Source organism: Actinoallomurus bryophytorum, assembly GCF_006716425.1.
Lineage (GTDB): Bacteria > Actinomycetota > Actinomycetes > Streptosporangiales > Streptosporangiaceae > Actinoallomurus > Actinoallomurus bryophytorum.
Genome location: NZ_VFOZ01000001.1, coordinates 5,773,210 through 5,796,035 on the forward strand (window position 1 = coordinate 5,773,210; position 22,826 = coordinate 5,796,035).

The window sequence follows — 22,826 nt, forward strand, 5'->3', positions numbered from 1 at the left end:
TACCAATGGCGGGTTCGGCGTTGAATCGCGGCCCGCGGGCCGTCTTCACCAGTCTTTCCGCGTCCGATCACGTCAAAACCGCGACACACGAAGCCCCGCTCACCCGAAAGGGCGAGCGGGGCTTCGTGGATGAACGTCAGCGACGGTAGTCGTTGTAGGAATTCCAGTCGTCCTGGCGTTCGTCCTTGTCGCGGTCGTTGTTGCTGCCGTACGAGTTGCCGTACGGGCTGGTCGGGTACGCCTGCGTGCTGTTGTCCGACGGGTGGGGCGGCGGCGTCGGCGGAGTGCCCGAGTCGTAGCCCTGCTGGCCGGGGTAGTAGTTGGAGTCCCCGTAGGACGACGGAGTGCCGTTGCCGTAGGAGCTCCCGCCGCCGAAGTCGGAGGAGGGATAACCCCCACTCGACGAGCCGTAGGAGTCCGAGGAGGACGATCCGGAGTACCCACCGCCGAGCGGATCGTCCTGATGCGGCGACGAGCCGTACGGCGACGACGACGTGTCCCCGCCGGAGTATCCCGAACCCGACGAGCCGTACCCGCTGTCGTAGGACGACGAGCCGTACCCGCCGCCACTGCCGCTTCCGCTCCCGCCGCCGGTGGAGGAGTACCCCCCGGACAGCGGGTCGGAGCCGTAAGAGGAGGACGAGGATGACGAGTCCGACCAGCCACTGCCCGCCGACGGCGCGCCCCCGGTGGACGGCGAGCCGTATGAGGGCGAGCCGTACGAGGACGAACCGGAGCCCGAGCCGTAGGACGGACGCTCGCCGGTGTTCAGCGGGTCGTTCAACGGATCGTTCAGCGGGTCATAGCTCGGCTGGGCGGGTTCGTCCGCGGCGGCCGCGCGCTTGCGGTCGGACTGGATCTTGGCGAGCAGCTCGTCCACGCTCGGCAGACGGGGCTCGTCATCGCCGCCGGCGGGGGGATTCATCGACGCCGCCGGCTGTACGGCCGTGGCCGGTGCCGTCGACGGCGCGGGAGGCGCCGGCGGAGGCGGTGGCTGCTGGGGCTGCGGCTGGGGCGGCGCCGCCGGGGGACGGGCGCCGTGAGAGCCGTAGGACGGACGCTCGCCGGTGTTCAGCGGGTCGTCGCCGTAACCGCTGTTCTGCTGCTGCTGTTGCTGTGGCTCGGAACCGTACGGGGCGAAGCCGCCGCTCTGTTCCGCCGAACCGTAGGACGGGACGGCGCCCGGGTCGGTCTCGCCGCCACGGCCCACAGGCGCGTCGAGGGGGTTCGCCGGGATGGCGGGCTGCGGTGCGGTCGGGGGAGCCGGTGGAGGCGCGTTGTCCATCGGGTGCGAATCCGGGGCCTGCGGTGGCGCCTGCCCCGTAGGCGCCAGCGGGTCGTTGCCCCGCGGCTCGGGCGGCTGCTCGCCGTTCTGCCGCCAGGGGAACTTGGGCTTGTCGAAGGTGATGGTCGACCAGTACTCGTCGTCGTCCATCTCGTCATTGGACCGGCCGGACGGCGCAGGTGCGGGGCCCGGCCCGTGGTTGGGACCGGACACGGCCGGAAGCGGCGCGAGCTGTCCGGGCGGCGGACCGGGCATCGGGCCCGCCATCGGGGCAGCCGGAAGCTGCTGGGGAGCACCCATCGGAGCCCCCGCGACACGCATGTCGCCGTACGGCTCGTCCTCGTACTCCTCAGGCTCTCCGCGGCGGCCGCGAGATCGTCCTCCACGGCGGCCACGGGGCTGCTCGTCCTCGGCCATCCAGTCGTCATCGCCTCCGGCGCGGCTCGCTCTCATGCCGAGGGCAACGAGCACCCCGACGAGAACGACCACCGCGACGAGTCCGAGGACAACGATCAGACCCCACATAGCACCACCCAACGCCATGGTCTAGCGGTCGACGCCGACGCGGAGACCTTTTCCGTGATCACCGGCATCCGGGCCCCCAGGGACCTAGACCGATTGTTGCCGACCGCTATGACCCTTGTCACACGGTTCGCGGACATCTACTCTCACACTACTTGCCGCAAATGGCCACTCGGGTCAGTGGTCGTCATCTCATGCCCTCCGCCACTCGGCCGACGTCGTGTCACGTATGTGAACACGCCGCTCACTGCTCACCGAACCGCACCGTCATGCGCCCGCGGGCGACCGTGCGCTCGGCGATCTCCGACAGCACCTGGTTGAGCTTCGCGCCGTTCGGCAGCGGCACCTTCTCGTGCAGGGCGTAGACCGTGAACCGGTAGCGGTGCAGCTCGCCTTTCGGCGGGCACGGCGGTGCGTACCCGGGTCCGCCCCCGGTGTTCAGCGCCTGCTCGGCATGGGGGGGTACGACGCCCTCGAGGATCTCGTTCGCCTTCGCGTCGATGTTGAACAGCACCCAGTGGACGTACGCGCCGCTGGGAGCATCCGGATCGTCGACGACCAGCGCCTGCGCCCCCACACCGGTCGAGGCGACCGACCAGTGAAGCGCGGGCGTCTTGCCCAGGCCGCCCTCCTGCTTGCAGGCGAACCGGACCGGAATCGGCGCACCTTCGCGGAAGGCCGGGCTGGTCACGGTGATCGAATCCGGCACGCTGCCGCGCACGATCTTGTTTCCCAGCAGGCTGCTACACCCGCTGAGCGACAGCAGTACGACGGCGGCCAGGCTGAACGGCCGCCACAACGTGGTCATCATCGATCCATAGCTCCCGGGGGACGATCGTACGCCGCGCCCGGCCGGTGGCCTCGCATTCGGCGTATCCGCGAACACGGACGCCGAATGCGATTTGGTCACCACGAGTCGGCGACGGGCGTTCGGCTCACCTTAGAGGCGGCGGGGCCGAACAGCTGAGTCCAGGTGCCTTTGTCGTCGTCCGGACGGCAGGTCCGAACGGCCTCCACGCTAAGCCCTGGGCGCCGAAGATGGCGGCGAACAGGCGAACTCCGCCGAGATCAGCGCAGCAGGTCGCCGATCGCCGCGCGCACCCGTGCGCGCTCGCCGTCGGTCAGCCCGCCCCAGAACGTCCGCTCGGATTCGTACCAGAGCCTGCTCACCGGCTTTCGCAGGGCGCGTCCGGCCTCGGTCAGCCAGACGCGTACGAGCCGGGCGTCGGAGGAGTCGCGCTCGCGGTGGACCAGGCCGGCGCGCTCGAGCCCGGTGACGACCTTGGTCACCGCGGGTGCCGAGACGCCGGTACGCGCCGCGAGGTCGGCGGAGGTGACACCGTCCTCGCACCAGAGCTGGGCGAGGTAGAACTCCTGCCCGAGGTGGAGGCCGTACCGGTCTAGCCCGCCGGCCACGAGCGCCTTGTAGCGCGCCAGCACCCGGATCAGCTGGTACGAGGAGCTGTCGAGCAGGGAACGTTCCACCTGATCAGCGTAGCCGCCGGTACGTTGCGTGACCGGCCGTCACCCGGAGTCCGGGCATTCCATGCCGGGCCGCGGTGCCAGGCCGGCGTACGCCACAGGGGCGATGGTTTATCCGCGTGACGGTCGTCCCGGCCTCCTGCAAGATGAGGGCGGCGGGAGAAACCGGGGCGGATCGTCGCGGCGGGCCGGATGAGGACGGCGAAGACAAAAGATCGGCGACCACGTTGTGCGACTTGATACGGGACACGGGACTCATCGAGATATATCGTGGTTCTCTCGTCAGGCATGGCACGCTCCTCGGGACCCCTTGACCGGGTGACCCCGAGGGCGGGACAGGCAAGGGAGGATGGCTCGTGCGGATCGGGCTCCTGGGGCCGCTCGAGGTGGCCGACGGCACCGGACGGGTGGTGGAGGTCGGCGGAGCACGCCTGCGCGCCCTGCTCATCCTGCTGGCCCTCGACGCCGGTCGCGTGGTCGGCGCGGAGAGGCTCGTCGACGGCGTGTGGGGCGACGAGCCGCCCTCCGGGGCTCCGAACGCCCTTCAGTCCCTGATCTCCCGGCTGCGCCGCACGCTGCCGGACCTCGTGATCGAGTCACACCCATCCGGCTACCGGCTGGTCCTCGACGGCTCCGCGGACGCCGTCGACGTCATCGAGTTCGACCGGCTCGCCGCCCGTGGGCAGGCGCTGCTGGCCGATGAGCCCGCGCGGGCCGCCGACGCGCTCGCCGCGGCGCTGAGCCTGTGGCGCGGTCCGGCACTCGCCGACGTCGCCGAGGCCGGCTTCGCCCGCGGTCATGTCTCTCGCCTGACCGAACGCCATCTGGGCGCGGTCGAGGACCACGTCGAGGCGCGGCTGACGCTCGGCCGCGCCGACGTCGCCGAGCTCGAGGAGCTCGTCGCCGCGCACCCGCTGCGCGAGCGCCTGCGCGGGCAGTTCATGCGCGCGCTGTGCGCCGCCGGCCGGCAGGCCGACGCGCTGACCACCTTCGAGGACGCCCGCCGCACACTCGCCGAAGAGCTCGGCGTCGACCCGTCGCCGGAGCTGCGGGACGTCCACCTCGCGGTGCTGAGGGGCAGGTCGTCGCCGGCCGGCCCGGCGGTCCGCACCAACCTGCCCGCACGGCTGACCAGCTTCATCGGCCGGGAAGAAGAGATCGACCGGGTCGCCAAGCTCCTGGAGGAGAACCGCCTCGTCACGCTCACCGGACCGGGCGGCGCCGGCAAGACCCGGCTGGCCGTCGAGTCCGCCGAACGGCTGACGGAGCGCATGCCCGGCGGTGTGTGGCTGGTCGAGCTGGCCCCGGTCGGAGACCCGGCCGAGGTGCCACAGGCCCTGATGAGCGCCCTCGGCCTGCGCGAGAGGGCGCTGGTGGGCAACATGCGGGGTACGACGCCGCCCACCACCGACCCGGTCGGGCGCCTCGTCGCCGCGCTGGCCGGCGAGCGGCTGCTGATCGTGCTGGACAACTGCGAGCACCTGATCGACGCGTGCGCCCGGCTCGCCGACCGCGTCCTGGCCGACTGCCCAGGGGTGCGCGTCCTCGCCACCAGCCGGGAGGCGCTCGGCATCACCGGTGAGACGCTCTGGCCGGTGCCGCCGCTGGCTTTCCCCTGCGATGAGTCACTCGGGCCGGGGGAGGACGTCCTCGGCTATCCCGCCGTACGCCTGCTGGCCGAGCGCGGCGCCGCCGTACGGCCCGGCTTCACCGTCGGCGCCGACCTCGACGCGGTGCTGGCCATCTGCCGCCGCCTCGACGGCATGCCCCTTGCCATCGAGCTGGCCGCCGCCCGGCTGCGGACGATGACCGCCGCGCAGATCGCCGGCCGCCTCGACGACCGGTTCCGGCTCCTCACCGGCGGCAGCCGTACGGCCCTGCCCCGCCACCAGACCCTGCGCGCGGTCGTCGACTGGAGCTGGGACCTGCTGGACGAGCCCGAGCACGAGCTGCTGCGCCGGATGTCGGTCTTCTCCGGCGGGGCCACGCTCGAAAGCGTCGAGGAGGTCTGCGGCGGCGACGTGTTCGACGCCCTCATCGGCCTGGTGGAAAAGTCGCTGGTCATCGCCGACGGGGCCGGGCGCTATCGCCTGCTGGAGACGATCCGCGCCTACAGCGCCGGCCGTCTCTCACAGGCCGGCGAGGCCCGGCGGATCCGGCGCGCGCACGCCCACCACTTCCTCGATCTGGCCGAGACCGCCGAGCCCCTCCTGCGCACGCGGGACCAGATGCGGTGGATGCGACGGCTCGGCGCCGAGTACGACAACATGCATTCGGCGCTGCGCTGGGCCATCGACGTCAGCGACGCGGCCCTGGCGGTCCGCTACGTGGCCGCGCTCGGCTGGTACTGGTTCCTGCGCGGCCGCAGGGCCGAGGGGGAGCAGCTCGCCGGTGAGGCGGTCGCCGTCCCCGGCGAGGGGCCGGCGCGCGCCCGCGCCCTCGCGTACATGTACTGGCTGCTCGGGGCCTTCAGCAACAGCGATGGCGGGCCCCTGGACAAGGTCGCGCTGCGCGCGCGGCTCTCGACGGTCCTGGAGACCGCCGGGTCGGTCGACCGCGACGACCTGCATCCCATGCTCCACGTCGCGCCGCTGGGGATGCGCATCTTCGACGGGCAGATCGAGGAGGCCCTCGCCGACCTGGAGACGCTGCGCTCCGCGCGTGACCCCTGGCTGCGGGCGGTCGGCCACACGGTCCGCGGGCACGCGCTGATCAACCTGGGCCGGGTCGAGGGCATCGACGAGGTCTTCGCCACCGCGCTGGCGGCGTTCCGCGACCTCGGCGAGCGATGGGGCCTGTCGCTGACGCTGACCGGAATGGCCGAGGTCACGCTCTGGAAGGGGGAGCCGCTGGTCGCCAAGTCCTATCTCGAGGAGGCTCTCGGCTACTCCGTGGACTTCGGCAGCCACGACGAGGCCAGCTTCCTGCGGATCCGCCTCGCCCACGCCTACAGCGCGATCGGCGACGAGGCCAGGGCACGCGCCGAGCTGGACCTCGCCATGCGCGGGGCCCGGCGTCGCGGCGCTCCGGAGGACCTCGCCTATGTCGCGTTCACGCTGGGGGAGTTCGCCCGGCGCGACGGCGACCTGGTGGCCGCCCGACGCCATCTGGAGGAGGCCGTCGCCCAGGTCGCGGTCAACGGGCCGCCGCAATTCGGCGCCATGATCAACTCTCAGCTCGGACTGGTGCACGCGCTGGAGGGTGACCTCTCCGCAGCGCTCACCCGGCACACCGAGGCGCTCCGGCTGGCCCTGTTCGTGCACGATGCCCCGATCATCGGGCAGACGCTGGTCGGCTTCGCCGACCTCGCCCTACGCACCGGCGACGCGGAAAAGGCGGCGACTCTGCTCGGCGCGGCCGTCGCCGTACGCGGCATCGAGGACCGGTCGCTGGTCGACCCGCCCCGTATCGAACGCGAGGCGCGCGCGGCGATCGATGACGCACGGTTCGAGGGAGCGTTCGCCGCCGGCCGGGCGATGAACGCCGAGAGCGCGGGCACCTACCTCGGTATCGAGCCCCGAGACGACTGACCGCGCCCGCCGGCGTCACCCGCCCTCGTGGGGCGACGCCGGCGGGCGCGGCCATCGGCCGGGCCCGCCCGCTCAGACACGCCGGCGCAGGGCGCGCACCGCCAGCGGGGCGAAGACGACCGCGATGACGACGGCCGAGATCAGCGTCTTGGCGACCGGCGTCGCGACCGGACCGGTGCTGATCAGCCCGCGAGTAGCGTCGGCCAGGAAGGACACCGGGTTGACCTTGGCCCACGCCTGCATCCAGCCCGGCATCGTGTGGACGTTGACGAACGCGCTGCTGGAGAAGCTCAGCGGGAAGATCGTGGTGAAGCCGAAGATCTGCACCTTGTCCGGCTCGCTCACCAGGACACCGATCAGTACCGACACCCAGGAGACCGCGAAGGACATCACGACCAGGACCAGCAGCGCGCCGACGACGCCGGCGGCGTCGGTCTTGACGCGGAACCCGATGAGGATGCCCATGGCGAGCAGGATGCCCATCGACCACGCCTGCTTGACCGTGTCCGCGAGGATCCGGCCCGCGAGGGGCGACATACGGGAGATGGGCAGCGCGCGCAGCCGGTCGAAGACGCCCTTGGTGATGTCGGTGTTCAGCCCGACACCGGTGTTCAGCGTGGCGAACAGGGCGTTCTGCGCGATGATGCCCGGCAGTGCGTACTGCAGGTACTGCGTGGGGTGGCCGCCCGCCATCTGACCGCCGAAGACGTACGTGAACAGCAGCACGAACATGATCGGCTGGACGCTGAGGTCGAGCAGTTCCATCGGGTTGTGCTTGATCTGCACGAGCGTGCGCCAGGCGAGCGTCATCGTGTGCCGCACGGTGGCGAGCGGGCTGACGCGCCGGGACAACGTGCTCGGCGCCGGCAGAGTCGCCGCGGTCATGCGTCCTCCTTCGTCGGAGAGGCGACCAGGGTGCTGTGCTTGCCGATGCCCTCGCTTCGCTCGGTCATGCTGAGCTCCCTTCGAGTTCGAGGTGGGCCTTCTCGTCTTCGGCGCGGTGGCCGGTCAGGGACAGGAAGACCTCGTCGAGGCTGGACCTGCGCAGCGTCAGCTCGGCCACGAGCACGCCCGCGTCGTCGAGGTGACGGACCACCTTCGGCAGCACGCCGGGGTCGATGACCGGCGCGGTGACCAGATCGCCCTCGATCTGGATGCCGTCGCCGACCACCATGCTGACCAGCCCGGCGACCGTCTCGCGGTCCCGCGCGTCGTTCGGGCGCACCTGGAGCACCTGACCGCCGACCTGGTTCTTCAGCTGGTCGGGGGTGCCGTGCGCGATGACCTTGCCGCGGTCGATGACCGCGATGTCGTCGGCGAGCTGGTCGGCCTCCTCCAGGTACTGCGTGGTGAGGAGTACGGTCACGCCGTCGCTCACCAGCCCGCGGACGGTCTCCCAAAGTCCACCCCGCGCGTGCGGGTCCAGACCGGTGGTGGGCTCGTCCAGAAACAGCACCGAGGGCCGCCCGACGAGGCTGGCGGCCAGGTCGAGCCGCCGCCGCATGCCGCCGGAGTACGTCTTGGCCGCACGGTCGCGGGCGTCCCACAGCTCGAACCGCTCCAGGAGTTCGGCGGCGCGCGCCTTCGCCTCACGGCGCGGCATGTCCAGCAGCCGGCCGATCATCACGAGGTTCTCGGTGCCGGTGAGCATCTCGTCGACGGACGCGTACTGTCCGGTCAGCCCGATGAGCTGACGGACCTGGTGCGCGTCGCGTACGACGTCGTGTCCGGCGACGGACGCCCGGCCGGTGTCGGGTCGCAGCAGGGTGGCGAGGATGCGTACGGCGGTGGTCTTACCGGCTCCGTTGGGGCCCAGGATCCCGAGCACGCTGCCGGTGCGCGCCTCGAGGTCCACACCGTCGAGGGCGACCGTGTCCCCGAAGTGTTTGACCAGGCCCTCCGCCTGGATGGCGTAAGTCATTGGCTCTCCCCGTGAAATGTCATGCGTTGTCGGTCATTACTGTCCACGACGCCACTGTCATTTCACGCACATCTGCCTGACATCCGCTGATACGCCCCTGAGATGCCGCCATCGTCCCTGTCAGCGCGGGCCTGACATGCGAGAACGCCCACGGGGGCCGTTCCCCGCGGGCGTTCTCGCATGAGCGGTCAGTGCCGCTGTACCTCGAACATCCAGTGCTGTTCCTCCAGATCGCGCGTTGCGGCGATCAGCAGATCCTGGCTGACCAGGTCGGCGTCGTCGGTCGCGTCGATGTGGGCGCGGAAGCGCCGGATGATCTCGGCGAGCAGGTCGGTCATCGCGGCGACGACCTTGTCGTCCTGCAGGTAGCCGGCCTCCAGCGGGCCGAGCCTGCTGGAGTCGGCCACCGTGTGGACCCTGCCGTCCGGGTTGACGCCGATCGCGACCGCGCGCTCGGCCACCAGGTCGGCGTGGTTCCTGGCGATCTCGACGACCTTGTCGAGCTCGAGGTGAACGGAGCGGAAGTTACGGCCGGTCAGGTTCCAGTGCGCCTGCTTGGCCACCAGGCCCAGGTCGATCAGGTCCACCAGGGCGTCCTGCAGCGCGTCGCCGGTCACCTTGCGGGCGTCGTCGGAGAGCGGGCTCTTCACCTTGTTCATCGCTGGTCCTTTCTCGCGTCTCGGTCAGCTGACGGTGTTCTCGTTGGGCACGCAGTGGGTCATGACCAGGCCGGTCACGTCGCGTGGGCCGTTCTTGCCGAGGTCGGCGGCCCGGTCGAGCTCGTCCTGGGTGAGCGTCTGGCCGGGCAGGGGCGGCAGGTCGCGGACGTCGTCCGCGGTGATGCCGAGTCCTTCGCCGACGCGGCGGCCGTACTCGTCCTCGGCCATGAACAGGTGCCAGACCATGCGTTCGCGGATGGCGCGATCACACTGACCCAGGGCGCCGACGAGGTTCTTGACGAGATCGTCCTGTTCCCACGGCTCGGACAGGAGGAAGCGCTCACCGGCCTGCCTGTAATCGTTGGTGCGTTCGATGCGGGCGCGGGTGAGCCGGCCCACGATCTCGGGACCCTGTTCGTCCGGGGCCGGGTGGTCGGCCTCGCGCAGGCCGCCAGTGATGGAGGGCTCGTAGTTGACGTGCGGGTTCGTGCCCGCCTCGTCGACGTGGTATGTCATCGCACCGTCGCGCTGGTTCGTGCGTACCTCGGCGTTCTTCGCCTGGTTGACCGGAATCTGCAGGTAGTTCGGGCCGACACGGTGTCGCTGGGTGTCGCTGTAGCTGAAGGTGCGCCCGACGAGCATCTTGTCGTCGCTGAAGTCCAGGCCGTCGACGAGGACCCCGGTGCCGAACGCGAGCTGCTCGCTCTCGGCGAAGAAGTTGCGCGGCGTACGGTCGAGGACGAGGCGGCCGACGGGCAGCAGCGGAAAGTCGTTCTCCGGCCAGACCTTGGTGTCATCCAGCGGATCGAAGTCCAGCTCGGGATGGTCGTGGTCGTCCATCAGCTGCACGCGCAGCTCCCACTCGGGGTGGTCGCCGCGCTCGATGGCGTCGTAGAGGTCCTTGGTGTGGTGGCCGAGGTCTTCTGCCTGGAGCTCCGCGGCCTGCTCGGCGGTCAGCGACCTGACCCCGAGCTTGGGGGACCAGTGGTACTTGACCAGCCTGGTCTCGCCGGCGGCGTTGACCCACTTGTAGGTGTTGACCCCGAAGCCCTGCTGGTGACGGTAGTCGGCGGGGATCCCGCGCGGGCTGAAGAGCAGGGTGATCATCAGCATCGACTCCGGCGTCTGGCTGATGAAGTCGAAGACCCGGTTGGCCGGCTGCCGTTCGAAGGTCACCGGGTCGGGCTTCTGAGAGTGGATGAGGTCGGGGAACTTGATCGCGTCACGGATGAAGAAGACGCCGAGGTTGTTGCCGACCAGATCCCAGTTGCCGTCCTCGGTGTAGAACTTGACCGCGAAGCCGCGGGGGTCACGGGCCAGCTCGGAGGAGTCACGTCCGCCGGCGACGGTCGAGAAGCGCAGCGCGACGTCGGTGCGCTTGCCCTTCGTCTGGAACAGCTTGGCGCGCGTGTAGCGCGCGGCCGGCGTGCCACCCACCGTGCCGTACGCCTCGAAGTAACCGAACGCCGCCGCACCGCGAGCGTGCACGACCCGTTCCGGGACGCGCTCCCGGTCGAAGTGGGAGATCTTCTCGAGGAACTGGTAGTTCTCCAGTGTCGCCGGCCCACGCGAACCGACCGTGCGCTGGTTCTGGTTGTCGTGGACGGGATGTCCCTGGCGGTTCGTCAGTACGGGGCGGTCCTCGCCGTTCTTCTCGGTCATGGCCGGCTCCTTGGTGTGAGCGCTCGTGTGCTGCCGCCGTGTGACGCCCCGTGATGGCGGGCCCGCTCATCTCGCCCCACCGCAGGTCACCCGGCGGATCCCGACGTCTTCGACGCTAGGCGCTAGATTGGACTGAGTCAAATCTAGCCCGGAGCGTACCCTGTCGTCGCAGGTAGAATTGACCAAGTCAACTCTCAAGCCTCCGATGGGACCTCGGTGTGGAAGATCTCGCTGCTCTCCTGAGGCGCAAGGGCCTGCGCAACACGGCCCAGCGGCGGGCGGTCCTGGCCGCCCTGCGGGAGAATCCGCACGCCACCGCGCCCGACCTGGAGGACAGGATCGGCGTGGGGAAGGCGTCCTCCTCGGCCGCGGGCCTGTCGCGTCAGGGCCTCTACAACGTCCTGGAGGACCTGACCCGGGCCGACCTGGTCCGCTGCATCGAACCCGCGGGCTCCCCGGCGCGCTACGAACTCCGGGTGGGAGACAACCACCACCACGTGGTCTGCCGCGAGTGCGGACGGGTCGAGGACATCGACTGCGCCATCGGTACCGCGCCGTGCCTGGACCCGGTGGAGGACAAGGGGTTCACGATCGAGGAGGCGGAGATCACCTGGTGGGGGATCTGCGACCGCTGCAAGACCGCGACCTGACCGGCGCCCGGCCCACCTGGTGATCGGATGCCGCCGACGCGGGCGCGACGGCGCGACGGCGACGGCGGTCACGGCCCGCCCGTCGGGGCCTGCGCCCTTCAGCTCGGCTGGTCGCCGCCTTGCGGCCACTTCGGCGCCTGCCGCTGCTCGAAGCTGTCGTTCGCCGTCCGGTGGACGGGCGCCGCCGGGCACTCGTGGCGGCGGGAGCGTCCGGGCTACCCCGGGTGGCAGGTGCCTACGGGTGGCGGGACCGTCCGGTTAAACCGGGCGGCGGAGCGTGCGGCTACTCCGGGCGGCGGGCGCCGAACATGATTTCGTCCCAGGACGGGACCGATGCGCGCTTGCCACGGGACTTCTTGCGGGCGGCGGGGCGCTTTTCCTGGGCCGGTGGTGTGGCCTTCGCGCCGGCGGCGGCAGCGGCCGGCTGTTCGACGACGGTCTCGGCCGCCGGGCGCTCCACGGGCTTCTGCTGGGCCGGCTTCGGCGGCGCCGGCTTGTGCGCGGCGGGCTTTTGCGGCGCGGGCTTCGGCTCGGCCTGCTTCGGCTGGGCGGGCTTGCGGCCTGCGGGTTCGCGCTTGGCGGCCGGGCGCGACGGCTCGGCCCGCGTCGGGCGTGGGGCCGGGGCGGGGCGTTCCGCCGGGGCCGGCTTCGGGGCGGCCGGCTGTTCGACCTGCGCCTCACGGGCCGGTGCGGCCTCGCGGGACGGCTCGGGCTCTCGCGCGCTCTCGCGCGACAGGGCGGACTCGCGCGACGACGCGGCCTCACGGGACGCGGTCTCGCGGGACGCGGCGGCCTCGCGGGACGCCGCCGCCTCACGCGACGGCTCCGCCTCGTACTGTGCGGCCTGTGCCGCCGTCTCCCGTGGACGCGCGCTCTCGCGGGACGGCGCGGGCTCGCTCGGGGCCGGCCTGAGCATCTCCTGACGCGGGACCTCGCGGACGAACGCGGTCTCCTCGGCGGCCGGCGGCTCCTCGCGAGGCGCGGGCGGCTCTTCGCGCACGGGCTCGGTGACGACCTTCATCGCGCGCCGGGGCAGGAACGGGGTGACCGTGTCGTCGACCGGCTCGTCCAGGTCGAGCGAGGACAGCCGCGCGGCCTCCTCGTTCACGGCGGAGATGTGGCGGCGGCGCGGGTCGTAGGCCCACTCCGCGGCGTACGGGCGGCCGTCGTAGTTGAACGACAGGCGGACGCGCCAGGTCGAGTCCTCACACTTGCGGGAGTCCCATTCGGCCTCCTCGAGGTCGACGCCGCGGCGGCCGAGCCGCTCCTCGACGATCTCACCGAGCGCGGGGGCGGGCGCGGACTCGCCCTGACGGCGTATCGTCACGCGCTGTGCCTGCTGTGCCATGTACTCGCGCTCTTGGAGGACCGGTCCCTCGAACCAGCGGACCCGTTCTACCGGGATGCCGGCCGTGTCGGCGATCTCCTCCGCGGTCTCTCCAGCGCGGATGCGAGCCTGGATCTCCTTGGGACGCAAGGGACTCTCCACTTCGATCTCGTACTGGCCGAGGCGGGAGAAGTGCCCACGGACCGCGGCGCGAAGCCGATCGTCGACGGGCAGCGTGAACCGGGTGCCTCGGCCCGCGGTGGCCAGGACGAGGTACGAACCGTCCTCGCTGACCGCGACGAGGCGCAGCTCCTGCATGCGTGTCCTTTCGTGCCCTGTCCATCGTGGCTCGGGGCGCATGCGTGCCCTTCCCCCGGTTCCATGAGTCTCTCGTCAGGACGCACCTGCCCGCCAGCACCGTACCCGGCATGTCCGAACATCGCCGTCCTCGTGACGTGATCCTCACCAGTTCCCGCAGCGTCGTCCCAGCTTGCCTGTTCACCGGGGTGCGGGGTGGAGGGCTTAACGATTCTTGTGCATCCTTTTCCTGGCGATGTCCTTCGATGCCTTTGCGGCGGTGCCCTGAGCGCTCACTTCCCGAAGATACGAGTCGTATATGCGTTGGCAAAGCGTCTGGAGGGGTCGATCCGGTCACGCAGCGCCAGGAAGTCCCCGAAACGGGGGTACACACCCTCCAGATAGGACGCGTCGCGGGTGTGGAGCTTGCCCCAGTGCGGGCGCCCGCCGAGTGACGTCAGCACCTCCTCGATCGCCTGGAAGTACTCCTCGTGCGCGGAGGAGTGGAAGACGTGGATCGCGATGAACGCGCTCTGCCGGCCGTACGCCATCGATAGCCACGCGTCCTCGGCCGGCAGCAGGCGTACCTCGATCGGGAAGCCGATGCGCAAGTCGCTCCGCTCGATGACCGACCGTACCTCGCGCAGCGCGCCCGCCAGCTCCTCGCGCGGAATCGCGTACTCCTGCTCCTTGAAGCGGACGCGCCGCGGGCTGGTGAAGACCCGGTCGGAACGGTCGCTGTACGTACGCGCGCCCAGGGCGCGCGCCGAGACGCCGTTGATCGGTTTGATCGTGACCGGCAGCAGCGAGCCGATCCGGTTCGTGAGCCCGAACACGGAGTTGGACAGGAACTCATCGTCCAGCCAGTGCCGGAACGCCGGCAGCGGCTCGGCCGGGCCGGGCACCCGGTTGTTGCGCTTGGTCAGGCAGCCATCGGTGTGCGGCCACCAGTAGAACTCGAAATGCTCGTTGCCGTCCGCCAGCTCGTCGAGGTGGGTCAGCACCTCCTCCCACCGCATCGGCTCCTCCCGCGCCTGGAGCACGAACGCGGGCACGGTGTGCCAGGTGACCGCGGTGACGACGCCGAGCGCCCCGAGGCCGGCGCGCGCGGCGTCGAAGAGCTCCGGGCGGTCCGCGCGTGAGCAGGTCACCGTGCTTCCGTCGGCCAGCACCATCTCCAGCCCGGCGACCTGCGAGACGAGCCCGGCCGCCTCACGCCCGGTGCCATGGGTGGCGGTCTGGATGGCGCCGGCCAGGGTCTGTTCCTGGATGTCGCCCATGTTGGCCAGCGCGAGTCCCTCGCGCGCCAGGTGCTCGTTGAACGTCTTGAGCGTCATGCCGGCCTCGGCGGTGACCAGGCCACGTTCGGCGTCGACCGCGCGCAGGCCGGTCAGCCCCTCCGGGCGCAGCAGCACGTCCTCGGTGAGGGCGGCGCCGGTGAAGGAGTGACCGGTACCCGCCATGCGGACGGTCAGGTCGTCGCCGGCGGCGGCCGTCACGGCGGCGGCGACCTCGTCGGCGGAACGCGGGGTGACGACACGGCGGGGGGTGGCGCTCTGGTTGCCGGCCCAGTTCCGCCACACCGGGGGGCTCGATTGAGGCATAAGGCGAAATCTACTCACGTTTGTCGAGGTCTCGGCAAGCCTCGGTGGCTCATCGGCCCGGTACGGGACCGGGGACGGGGCTCCGCGGCCTACCCTCGATCTTTGTCGTTCCTGACCCGGTTTGTGGCCGGGACCGGCCCGATTATGGGTAACCAACGTGCGGGCAGATTCGTTGGGATGGTTGATGAAACGCTTGATACGCAGAGGGATTCCGACGGCCGTGACCATCGCGGTGGCGGTCACGGCGACCGCCGCGAGCGGCGCGGCGTACGTCATGACCTCCGGTTCCAAGGCCGATCCCCAGGCTCGCGTGAGCGCGTCGGCCACCCCGCCCGCCACCTCCGTGGTGCCCGCCTCGGAGCAGCCGTCCGCGCTCAAGCGCGTGATACCGCCGGACTTCCTCGTCATCTCGGGGCGGCCGGTGAGCCAGAGACAGCTCACCCGGGTGTCCCGTCTCGAGCACGTACGTGACGTCATCACCGTGGACGCGGGCGCGGTGCGCCTGGAGGGCGGCAAGGCGAACATGTTCGCCGTCGACCCGGTCCGGTTCCGCTCCTGGACCCCGCCCGGCACCGCCACCGACAACGCGCTCTGGTCCGCGCTCGGCAAGAGCCAGTTCGTCGTCTCCGACGACGTGCAGAAACAGCTCGGCCTCCGCTCCGGCATGCAGTACCCCATCCAGGGCAAGGCGCAGATGATGGCCACGATGGGCGGCTCCGGCCCGCTCGGCCTGCCCGGCATCAACGTCCTCGTCGGCCGCGACATCGGCCGCCGGATCGGCCTGGTCCCCGACATCGGGCTCCTCGTCAACGCGCCCGGCGCCGACCTCAACTCCCTTCAGTCCAAGCTGCGGAGCACGGTCGGGGCGCAGAGCCAGATCATCAACCTGCACGACAAGGAGTACGTGCCGCAGGCCAAGAAGGGCGCGCCCACCGGCAAGGCCGGCAGCTACCTGGAGCTGTACCAGCAGTCGGCGACCACCTGCCCCGGCCTCTCGTGGACCGTGCTCGCCGCCATCGGGCAGATCGAGAGCGGCCACGGACGCAACGTCGGGCCGTCCAGCGCGGGCGCGATGGGCCCGATGCAGTTCATGCCGGCCACCTGGAGGTCGTACGGCGTGGACGGCGACCGCGACGGCAAGGCCGACATCATGGATCCCTTCGACGCCGTACCCACCGCGGCCCGATATCTGTGCGTCAACGGCGCCGGGCACGGCGGAAGCTCGCTGTCCAACGCGATCTGGCACTACAACCACTCACAGTCCTACGTCGACGGTGTCCTGTCGCTCGCCCACGCGTACGCGCGCCGTTTCTCGTGAGGCCTGGAGCGGGCATGCTCGACCGGCTGGTTTGATGGAGACATGCGGTACGACGCGCTTCTCCTGTTGTCCTTCGGCGGCCCGGAAGGGCCGGACGACGTGATGCCCTTCCTGGAGAACGTCACGCGTGGTCGTGGCGTGCCCAGGGCGCGGCTGGAGAGCGTCGCCGAGCACTATCACCACTTCGGCGGCGCCAGCCCGATCAACCGGCAGAACCGCGAGCTCAAGGCGGCGATCGAGGCCGACTTCGCGGCGGGCGGCCTGGACCTGCCCGTCTACTGGGGCAACCGCAACTGGGATCCGTTCCTCGCCGACACGCTCAGGCAGATGAAGGCCGACGGCGTACGCCGGGCGGCGGCGTTCGTCACCTCCGCCTACAGCGGTTACTCCTGCTGCCGGCAGTACCTCGAGGACATCGACCGGGCGCGCGCCGAGGTCGAGGGCGCGCCGGAGATCGACAAGCTGCGGATCTACTTCAACCACCCGGGCTTCGTCGAGCCGATGATCGAGAACACCCGCGCCGCGTACGACCGGCTGCCGGCGGACCTCCGCGCCGGCGCACGCCTGGTCTTCACCGCGCACAGCGTCCCTTTCGCCCAGCCCGGCCGCGAGCTGTACGTCGCCGAGCTGAACGACGTGGCCGAGGTCGTCGCCGAGGGCCGGCCGTGGGAGCTGGTGTACCAGAGCCGCAGCGGCCCGCCGAGCGTCCCCTGGCTCGATCCCGACGTCGGCGACCACCTGGAGAAGATCCACACCGACGGCGCGAAAGCGGCGGTGATCGTGCCGATCGGGTTCGTGTCAGACCACATGGAGGTCAAGTACGACCTCGATGTCGAGGCGGCGGAGCTGGCCGGGCGGCTGGGACTGCGGATCGAGCGGGCGGCCACCCCGGGCACCCACCCGAAGTTCGTGGCCATGGTCCGCGACCTGCTCCTCGAACGCGACGGGACCGAACGCCCGGCGCTCGGCGCCCTGGGGCCACGCCCCGACACGTGCGCCCGCACCTGCTGCCGCGGGCCGAAGTGACCTCACACCTTCGTACGGGCGCGCAGGCCGGGCGCCCGGGCAAGCGACCGCCAACAGGGGGCGACGTGCACGACCTGCTCGAACTCGCGATCAGCACGGCGGACGTCGCCGGCGTCATGCTCATCGACAAGCGCCCGGCCGACCTGCGCGTCGCCGCGACCAAGTCCAGCCCCACAGACGTGGTCACCGAGATGGACCAGGCGGCGGAGAAGCTCATCATCGAGCGGATCCGCGCCTCGCGGCCGGGCGACGCCTTCCTGGGCGAGGAGGGCGGCGAGGCCGCCGGGGTCAGCGGGGTGCGCTGGATCATCGATCCGATCGACGGCACGGTCAACTACCTGTACGGCCTGCCGGACTGGGCGGTGAGCATCGCGGCCGAGGTCGACGGTGAGGTGGTCGCCGGAGTCGTGGCCGTGCCGACGCGCGGCGAGCTGTACACCGCCGCGCGGGGAGAGGGCGCCTACCTCGTGCACCGCGACGGCTCGACCGAAAAGCTCCGCTGCAACTCCGGGGTGCCGCTGGAGCGCGCCCTCATCGCCACCGGCTTCGGCTACTTCGCCCAGCGCCGCGCACGCCAGGCGGAGGTGCTGCTGGGCGTGCTTCCCCGGGTCCGCGACATCCGGCGGGCGGGGTCGGCCGCGGTCGACCTGTGCTCGGTGGCGTCGGGGCGCGTCGACGGCTACTTCGAGCGAGGACCACAGCTGTGGGACATCGCCGCGGGCGGCCTGATCGTGCAGGAGGCCGGGGGGACCATCGGCGGCCTGCACGGCCGTCCCGCGAGCGTGGAACTGACGATCGCGGCAGGCCCGGGACTGTACGGCCCGCTGCACGACCTGCTCGCGCCCCTCGCCCCCGAACGCGACTAGGTGTTCTGTCCCGTGAGGTTGGGGATGCGGCTGGCGGGTGGTTGGCCTTTCAGTGCGGTGTGTCCGCGGTGGTGGTTGTAGGCGTGCAGCCAGTCGGGGAAGGCTTGGCGTCGTTCGGTCTCTGATCGGTAGGGGCGGGCGTAGGCCCATTCCTCCAGCAGGGTGCGGTTGAGGCGTTCGACCTTGCCGTTGGTCTGGGGCCGGTAGGGGCGGGTGCGTTTGTGGACGATGCCGGCGGTGGCCAGGACGTCGCGCCAGGGGTGGGATTTGTAGCAGGCGCCGTTGTCGGTCAGGACGCGTTGGACGGTGATGCCGCAGGAGGTGAAGAAGGCCTGGGCGCGGGTCCAGAACGCGGCGGCGGTGTGTTTCTTCTCGTCGGTGAGGATTTCGCTGTAGGCCAGGCGGGAGTGGTCATCGACGGCGGTATGGATGTAGCTGTACCCGGCGCCGGAGCGGGTCTTACGCCCCGCCTGGCGGCCTAGGGTCTTGTGTCCGCCGCCGTCGGGGATGTTGCCGAGTTTCTTGATGTCGACGTGGACCAGGTCGCCCGGTGCTTGGTGTTCGTAGCGGCGGATCACCCGGCCGGTCGCCCGGTCGGTCCAGGCCAGCCGGTTGAGCCGGTAGCGCACCAGGACCCGGTGCACAGTGGCCGGGTTCAGATGCAGCAGGCCGGCGATCCGCGCCGGTCCCCACCGCCGCGCCACCCGGACCTTGATGATCCGCCGCTCGGTCCGGGTCGGGGTACGCCGTGGGCTGGTGTGTGGGCGGCTGGAACGGTCGGCCATCCCGGCCTCACCGTGGGTGCGGTAGCGGCTTGCCCACCGCTGGGCGGTCGTGACCGAGACCTGGAAGCGTTCAGCGGCCCGCCGTAGCGGCCAGCCGTCCTCCACGACACAGCGGGCCAGGCGAAGGCGTCCGGTCTCACTCAGGGGTGCGTTACGGTGCGGCATGAGGGCCTTTCTGGTCGCCGGTGCAGATGTCGCAATCCACACCGAGCCAGAAGGCCCTCACCTATTTCAAGATCATCGCACCGTGTCGCCGTCACCAACCTCCGTGGTCAGTACAACTAGGGCCTGTCTCAAGTCTTGCTGTTGCCGTGTGGCGCCGCTTGGGCGGGCGCCTGGGCGAGGTTATCCACAGAACCCCGCTCTACTTTCGCCCGCTGCCGTCCTGGCTGGACAATGTGAGTGGGATGGCACCCCCGGGTGGGTGGGCTCCAGGTGGGCGGCGCCCAAGACGGGCGGCCCCCAAGACGGGGGGCTCCAGGCCGAGGGCTTCGAGAGAGCCTTGAACGGCCCGAACGTATGAACGCGACGGCCCCGCACCGGTATCCGGTGCGGGGCCGCTCACAAGTCTGGCTCGGCCGTGATTCGCTTAACCGTCAGGTGTCCCGTGCGGCGCCCTCAGGCGCAGCGCGGAACGTCGATGCCGTGGCTCGCCGCCGTCCGGCGCAGATCATCGATCTCGGCACGCTGGGCCTCGACCAAAAGATCATCACCGGTGTCGTGGGCCACCCGAAGCGACTCGTACGCGTCGGTCAGACGCTGGTGGATCGTCGTCGTCAACTCGCCCACACGGTCTCCTTCCTCCAAGAGGTGAAGTGCGGTCTACCCATGGCATGGTCGCCGCTAAACCTGCGAATACCCTGGACAGGCTTATCGGACACTTACGTCCGGTGTGACATAACTGATAGCGCCGGTCCAGCGCGCGGCTTTCCAGGGGGTGGATACAGGTGAGGGTCCTGGTCGTCGAGGATGAGCGCGTGCTCGCGGACACCATCGCCACCGGGCTACGGCGCGAGGCGATGGCCGTCGACGTCGCGTACGACGGCGCCGCCGCGCTGGAGCGGACCAGCGTCAACGACTACGACGTGGTCGTGCTCGACCGTGACCTGCCGCGGGTGCACGGGGACGAGGTGTGCCGGCGGCTCGTCGCCGACGGCACCGCCGCACGTGTCCTCATGCTCACCGCGGCGGGCGAGCTCGACGACAAGGTCGAGGGTCTGTCCATCGGGGCCGATGACTATCTCGCCAAGCCGTTCGCCTTCGCCGAGCTGATCGCCCGGATCCGTGCTCTCGGCCGCCGGTCCGCCCCGCCGCTGCCTCCCGTGCTCGAACGCTCGGGCGTGCGCCTCGATCCCGCTCGCCGGGTCGTCACCCGGGGTGGCACGCCGGTGGAGCTGACGCCGAAGGAGTTCGCCGTCCTGGAGGTGCTGATGCGCGGGCAGGGCACCGTGGTCAGCGCCGAGCACCTTCTGGAGAAGGCATGGGACGAGAACATCGACCCGTTCACCAACGTGGTACGGGTGACGATGATGACGCTTCGTAAGAAGCTCGGTGAGCCGCAGGTCATCGAGACCGTGCCCGGCGCGGGATACCGGCTTTGAGCCCCTCGCCGGGCGACGTGACCCGCCGTATGACGGTGCGGCTGCGGCTGACGCTGCTCTACGGCGGGCTGTTCTTCGCCGCGGGGTTCCTGCTGCTGACGGTCGCGTACGTCCTGGTGACGAACATCCTGGAGGGCCTGCCGTTCGAGGTCCGCACCAACGACCCGTTCGGCATCACCCAGCAGGAGCAGCAGGCGGTCCGTCAGGGCTTCATCGACAACGCGCAGCACCGGCTCATCACGCAGTCCGCGTTCGCGCTGGTCGGCGTCGGGCTGATCGCGCTCGCGCTCGGATGGTTCGTGGCCGACCGGGCGCTCGCCCCGCTGCAGAAGGTCACCGCGACGGCGCGCAAGCTGTCGGAGAGCACCCTGCACGAGCGCATCGCCCTGCAGGGACCCGAAGACGAGATCAAGGAGCTCGCCGACACCTTCGACGCGATGCTGGAGCGCCTCAACGAGGCGTTCGACGCCCAGCGGCGTTTCGTCGGCAACGCCTCCCATGAGCTGCGCACCCCGCTGGCGATCAACCGCACCCTGCTCGAGGTGGCGCTCACCGATCCCGAGGCGTCCGACGACCTGCGTACGGTCGGGCGCACACTGCTCGCCAACAACGCACGGCACGAGCGGCTGATCGAGGGCCTGCTCCTGCTGGCGCGTAGCGAGCGGGAGCTGACCACGCGTACGCCGGTCGACCTGAGCGAGGTCGCCACGATCGTGCTCAAGACGGCCGTCCGCGAGGACCGGCCGGACATCGAGATCACCACCGAGCTCACGTCCGGTCCCACGACGGGCGACCCGGTCCTGCTGGAGCACCTGGTCTCGAACCTCATCGACAACGCGGTCCGGTACAACGTCGACGACGGCACGGTCGTCGTGCGCACCGGCGTCCTGGACGGATGGGCCACGTGCCAGGTGGAGAACACCGGCCCTGTGGTGCCCGCCTACGAGGTGCAGAACCTCTTCGAGCCGTTCCGGCGGCTCAACACCGAACGCATCGACTCGGCCAAGGGCGCCGGTCTCGGATTGTCGATCGTGCGGTCGGTGGCCGCCGCGCACGGCGGGACAGTGGTGGCGACCCCGCGCGAGGGCGGTGGCCTGATCGTGACCGTACGCCTGCCGAAGTCCTGAGACCGCGTGACCGCGTGACGCCCCCCGAGTGGCGCCACGCGGTCACGGCTTTCCCGGCGTCGGTCAGCCGGTGTACGGGGCGAAGATCTTCGAGAACTCGTACGGCTGCTGGGGGATGTTGGTGCACTGATAGAGCGCGCCGTTGCAGGCGTTGCGGTCCCGGGTCGTCTCCCAGAAGCCCAGCCCGCCGACGTGGTGCTGCTTGGCGAAGGCGACGAGCTGGCGCGCGTCGTCCTGGTTGTAGGTGCTGCCGTCGTCGTTCTTGCCGAGCATCGGGGTGACCCCGACCATCGACCAGAGCTGCGCGTCGGACAGGCCGGTGTAGATCGCCTTGAGCTGGTCGTGGGTGGCCTGTGCGGCCTTCGTCGCCGCGTCGCCGTCGTCGGTGCCGCTGCGGTAGTAGTCCATGGCCATGACGTTGACGGCGTCGAGGGCGGCGCCGGCGTTCTTGGCCGCCTTCACGACGTTCAGGCCGTTGGCGTCCAGTCCTTCGGGCAGGACCGGCAGGGTGAGGGAGATCTTGAGGTTGGGGTGCGTCTGCTTCAGGTGCGCAAGTGCCTGGGAGCGCCGGTTGATCGAGGCGGTGTCGGCCACCGCGGCGCCCTCGATGTCGAAGTCGGCGTAGTTGGCGCCGTAGGCGTCCACGACCGCGGCGTACTCGGTGTAGAGCTGGTTCACGTCGGTGCACGCCTGGGCGAGGTCGATGCCGGACGCGCCGCCGAAGGAGATCTTCACGTCGCCTCCGGCCGCGCGGAGCTTGGTGATCTCATCCTTCTGCCAGGCCGTACGCGGGTCGTAGGCGTTGAACCAGCTGGCCTTGCAGCCGACGCTCGTGACGAACCCCAGGGTGAACCCCTTGATCCCCGAGGCCTGGGACAGCTGGCTGAGGACCGGCGTCGGCCAGGCGCCCATGTCGACGTACGGCGAGACATGCGGCCAGTTGGCGGCGGCCGCGGGCTGGGCGATCTCAGCGGTGGCGGGGGAGGTCAGCGCCGAGCCGAGCAGCAGACCGGCCGGCAGTGCCATCGCGGCGAACTTGGTGAACAGGCGTCTCACGTCACGCTCCTGGCGGGGAGAGGAAGGACGGATTGGCCCCCGAGTAAAGCTAATAGGAAGCTTTCCTATTAATTTCTATCGCGTCCTGACGGCGTGAGTCAAGACCCG

19 protein-coding genes are annotated in these 22,826 nt (G+C 70.5%); 7 read left to right on the forward strand and 12 right to left on the reverse strand.

Annotation, left to right across the window (positions count from 1 at the left end):
* Window positions 1-136: 136 nt before the first annotated feature.
* The 3 genes from FB559_RS27080 to FB559_RS27090 form a co-directional block, all read right to left on the reverse strand.
* Window positions 137-1,810, reverse strand: a complete 1,674-nt coding sequence (locus FB559_RS27080) for a hypothetical protein (RefSeq protein ID WP_141958881.1) — start codon at window positions 1,808-1,810, stop codon at window positions 137-139.
* Between the two features lie 241 nt (window positions 1,811-2,051).
* Complete coding sequence (locus tag FB559_RS27085) at window positions 2,052-2,615, reverse strand: YbhB/YbcL family Raf kinase inhibitor-like protein (protein ID WP_246122101.1); 564 nt, start codon at window positions 2,613-2,615, stop codon at window positions 2,052-2,054.
* 260 nt (window positions 2,616-2,875) lie between these two features.
* A complete protein-coding gene (locus FB559_RS27090) occupies window positions 2,876-3,292 on the reverse strand; it encodes a MarR family winged helix-turn-helix transcriptional regulator (RefSeq protein ID WP_141958885.1) in 417 nt (138 codons plus the stop codon).
* 353 nt (window positions 3,293-3,645) lie between these two features.
* On the opposite strand from FB559_RS27090, the gene FB559_RS27095 reads away from it, so the two are divergent.
* Entirely contained in the window at window positions 3,646-6,819 is a 3,174-nt protein-coding gene (locus FB559_RS27095) for an AfsR/SARP family transcriptional regulator (protein ID WP_141958887.1), read from the forward strand.
* Between the two features lie 72 nt (window positions 6,820-6,891).
* On the opposite strand, the gene FB559_RS27100 is transcribed toward FB559_RS27095, so the two are convergent.
* The 4 genes from FB559_RS27100 to FB559_RS27115 all read right to left on the reverse strand — a co-directional run bounded on the left by FB559_RS27100 (window position 6,892) and on the right by FB559_RS27115 (window position 11,061).
* The gene (locus FB559_RS27100) at window positions 6,892-7,704 is read right to left on the reverse strand and encodes an ABC transporter permease (protein ID WP_141958889.1); all 813 of its coding nucleotides are present in this window, start codon (window positions 7,702-7,704) and stop codon (window positions 6,892-6,894) included.
* A 64-nt stretch (window positions 7,705-7,768) separates the two neighbouring features.
* Window positions 7,769-8,740 (reverse strand): ATP-binding cassette domain-containing protein, encoded by a 972-nt coding sequence (locus tag FB559_RS27105; RefSeq protein ID WP_141958891.1) that lies wholly within the window; start codon window positions 8,738-8,740, stop codon window positions 7,769-7,771.
* Between the two features lie 188 nt (window positions 8,741-8,928).
* Window positions 8,929-9,399 (reverse strand): Dps family protein, encoded by a 471-nt coding sequence (locus FB559_RS27110; RefSeq protein ID WP_141958893.1) that lies wholly within the window; start codon window positions 9,397-9,399, stop codon window positions 8,929-8,931.
* 24 nt (window positions 9,400-9,423) lie between these two features.
* Window positions 9,424-11,061 carry a catalase gene (locus FB559_RS27115; protein WP_141958895.1) on the reverse strand — a complete coding sequence of 546 codons (1,638 nt, stop codon included), beginning with the start codon at window positions 11,059-11,061 and terminating at the stop codon, window positions 9,424-9,426.
* 218 nt (window positions 11,062-11,279) lie between these two features.
* On the opposite strand from FB559_RS27115, the gene FB559_RS27120 reads away from it, so the two are divergent.
* Window positions 11,280-11,711 carry a Fur family transcriptional regulator gene (locus FB559_RS27120; protein WP_141958897.1) on the forward strand — a complete coding sequence of 144 codons (432 nt, stop codon included), beginning with the start codon at window positions 11,280-11,282 and terminating at the stop codon, window positions 11,709-11,711.
* Window positions 11,712-11,994: 283 nt separating this feature from the next.
* Here FB559_RS27120 and sepH read toward each other — a convergent pair whose 3' ends face one another.
* Window positions 11,995-13,356, reverse strand: a complete 1,362-nt coding sequence (gene sepH, locus FB559_RS27125; protein WP_141958899.1) for a septation protein SepH — start codon at window positions 13,354-13,356, stop codon at window positions 11,995-11,997.
* A 272-nt stretch (window positions 13,357-13,628) separates the two neighbouring features.
* Window positions 13,629-14,939, reverse strand: coding sequence for a D-arabinono-1,4-lactone oxidase (locus tag FB559_RS27130; protein ID WP_141958901.1), 1,311 nt, complete (start codon window positions 14,937-14,939; stop codon window positions 13,629-13,631).
* A gap of 220 nt (window positions 14,940-15,159) precedes the next feature.
* On the opposite strand from FB559_RS27130, the gene FB559_RS27135 reads away from it, so the two are divergent.
* From FB559_RS27135 to FB559_RS27145, 3 genes are all read left to right on the forward strand, one after another.
* On the forward strand, window positions 15,160-16,257 hold the full coding sequence (locus FB559_RS27135) for a lytic transglycosylase domain-containing protein (RefSeq protein WP_141958903.1): 1,098 nt from the start codon (window positions 15,160-15,162) through the stop codon (window positions 16,255-16,257).
* 42 nt (window positions 16,258-16,299) lie between these two features.
* Complete coding sequence (locus FB559_RS27140) at window positions 16,300-17,283, forward strand: ferrochelatase (protein WP_141958905.1); 984 nt, start codon at window positions 16,300-16,302, stop codon at window positions 17,281-17,283.
* A gap of 65 nt (window positions 17,284-17,348) precedes the next feature.
* On the forward strand, window positions 17,349-18,149 hold the full coding sequence (locus FB559_RS27145; protein WP_141961945.1) for an inositol monophosphatase family protein: 801 nt from the start codon (window positions 17,349-17,351) through the stop codon (window positions 18,147-18,149).
* Here FB559_RS27145 and FB559_RS27150 read toward each other — a convergent pair.
* Together FB559_RS27150 and FB559_RS44130 are read right to left on the reverse strand one after the other, a co-directional pair.
* Window positions 18,146-19,099 carry an IS481 family transposase gene (locus FB559_RS27150; RefSeq protein WP_141958907.1) on the reverse strand — a complete coding sequence of 318 codons (954 nt, stop codon included), beginning with the start codon at window positions 19,097-19,099 and terminating at the stop codon, window positions 18,146-18,148. The genes FB559_RS27145 and FB559_RS27150 overlap by 4 nt on opposite strands.
* 453 nt (window positions 19,100-19,552) lie before the next feature.
* Window positions 19,553-19,723 carry a hypothetical protein gene (locus tag FB559_RS44130; RefSeq protein ID WP_185792421.1) on the reverse strand — a complete coding sequence of 57 codons (171 nt, stop codon included), beginning with the start codon at window positions 19,721-19,723 and terminating at the stop codon, window positions 19,553-19,555.
* A 158-nt stretch (window positions 19,724-19,881) separates the two neighbouring features.
* Between FB559_RS44130 and FB559_RS27155 the strand changes: the two genes are divergently transcribed.
* Together FB559_RS27155 and FB559_RS27160 are read left to right on the forward strand one after the other, a co-directional pair.
* Entirely contained in the window at window positions 19,882-20,535 is a 654-nt protein-coding gene (locus tag FB559_RS27155; protein ID WP_141958909.1) for a response regulator transcription factor, read from the forward strand.
* Complete coding sequence (locus FB559_RS27160) at window positions 20,532-21,662, forward strand: sensor histidine kinase (RefSeq protein WP_425455085.1); 1,131 nt, start codon at window positions 20,532-20,534, stop codon at window positions 21,660-21,662. Before FB559_RS27155 ends, FB559_RS27160 begins: the two co-directional genes overlap by 4 nt.
* Window positions 21,663-21,725: 63 nt before the next feature.
* On the opposite strand, the gene FB559_RS27165 is transcribed toward FB559_RS27160, so the two are convergent.
* Complete coding sequence (locus FB559_RS27165; protein WP_221640197.1) at window positions 21,726-22,718, reverse strand: chitinase; 993 nt, start codon at window positions 22,716-22,718, stop codon at window positions 21,726-21,728.
* Window positions 22,719-22,826: the final 108 nt, after the last annotated feature.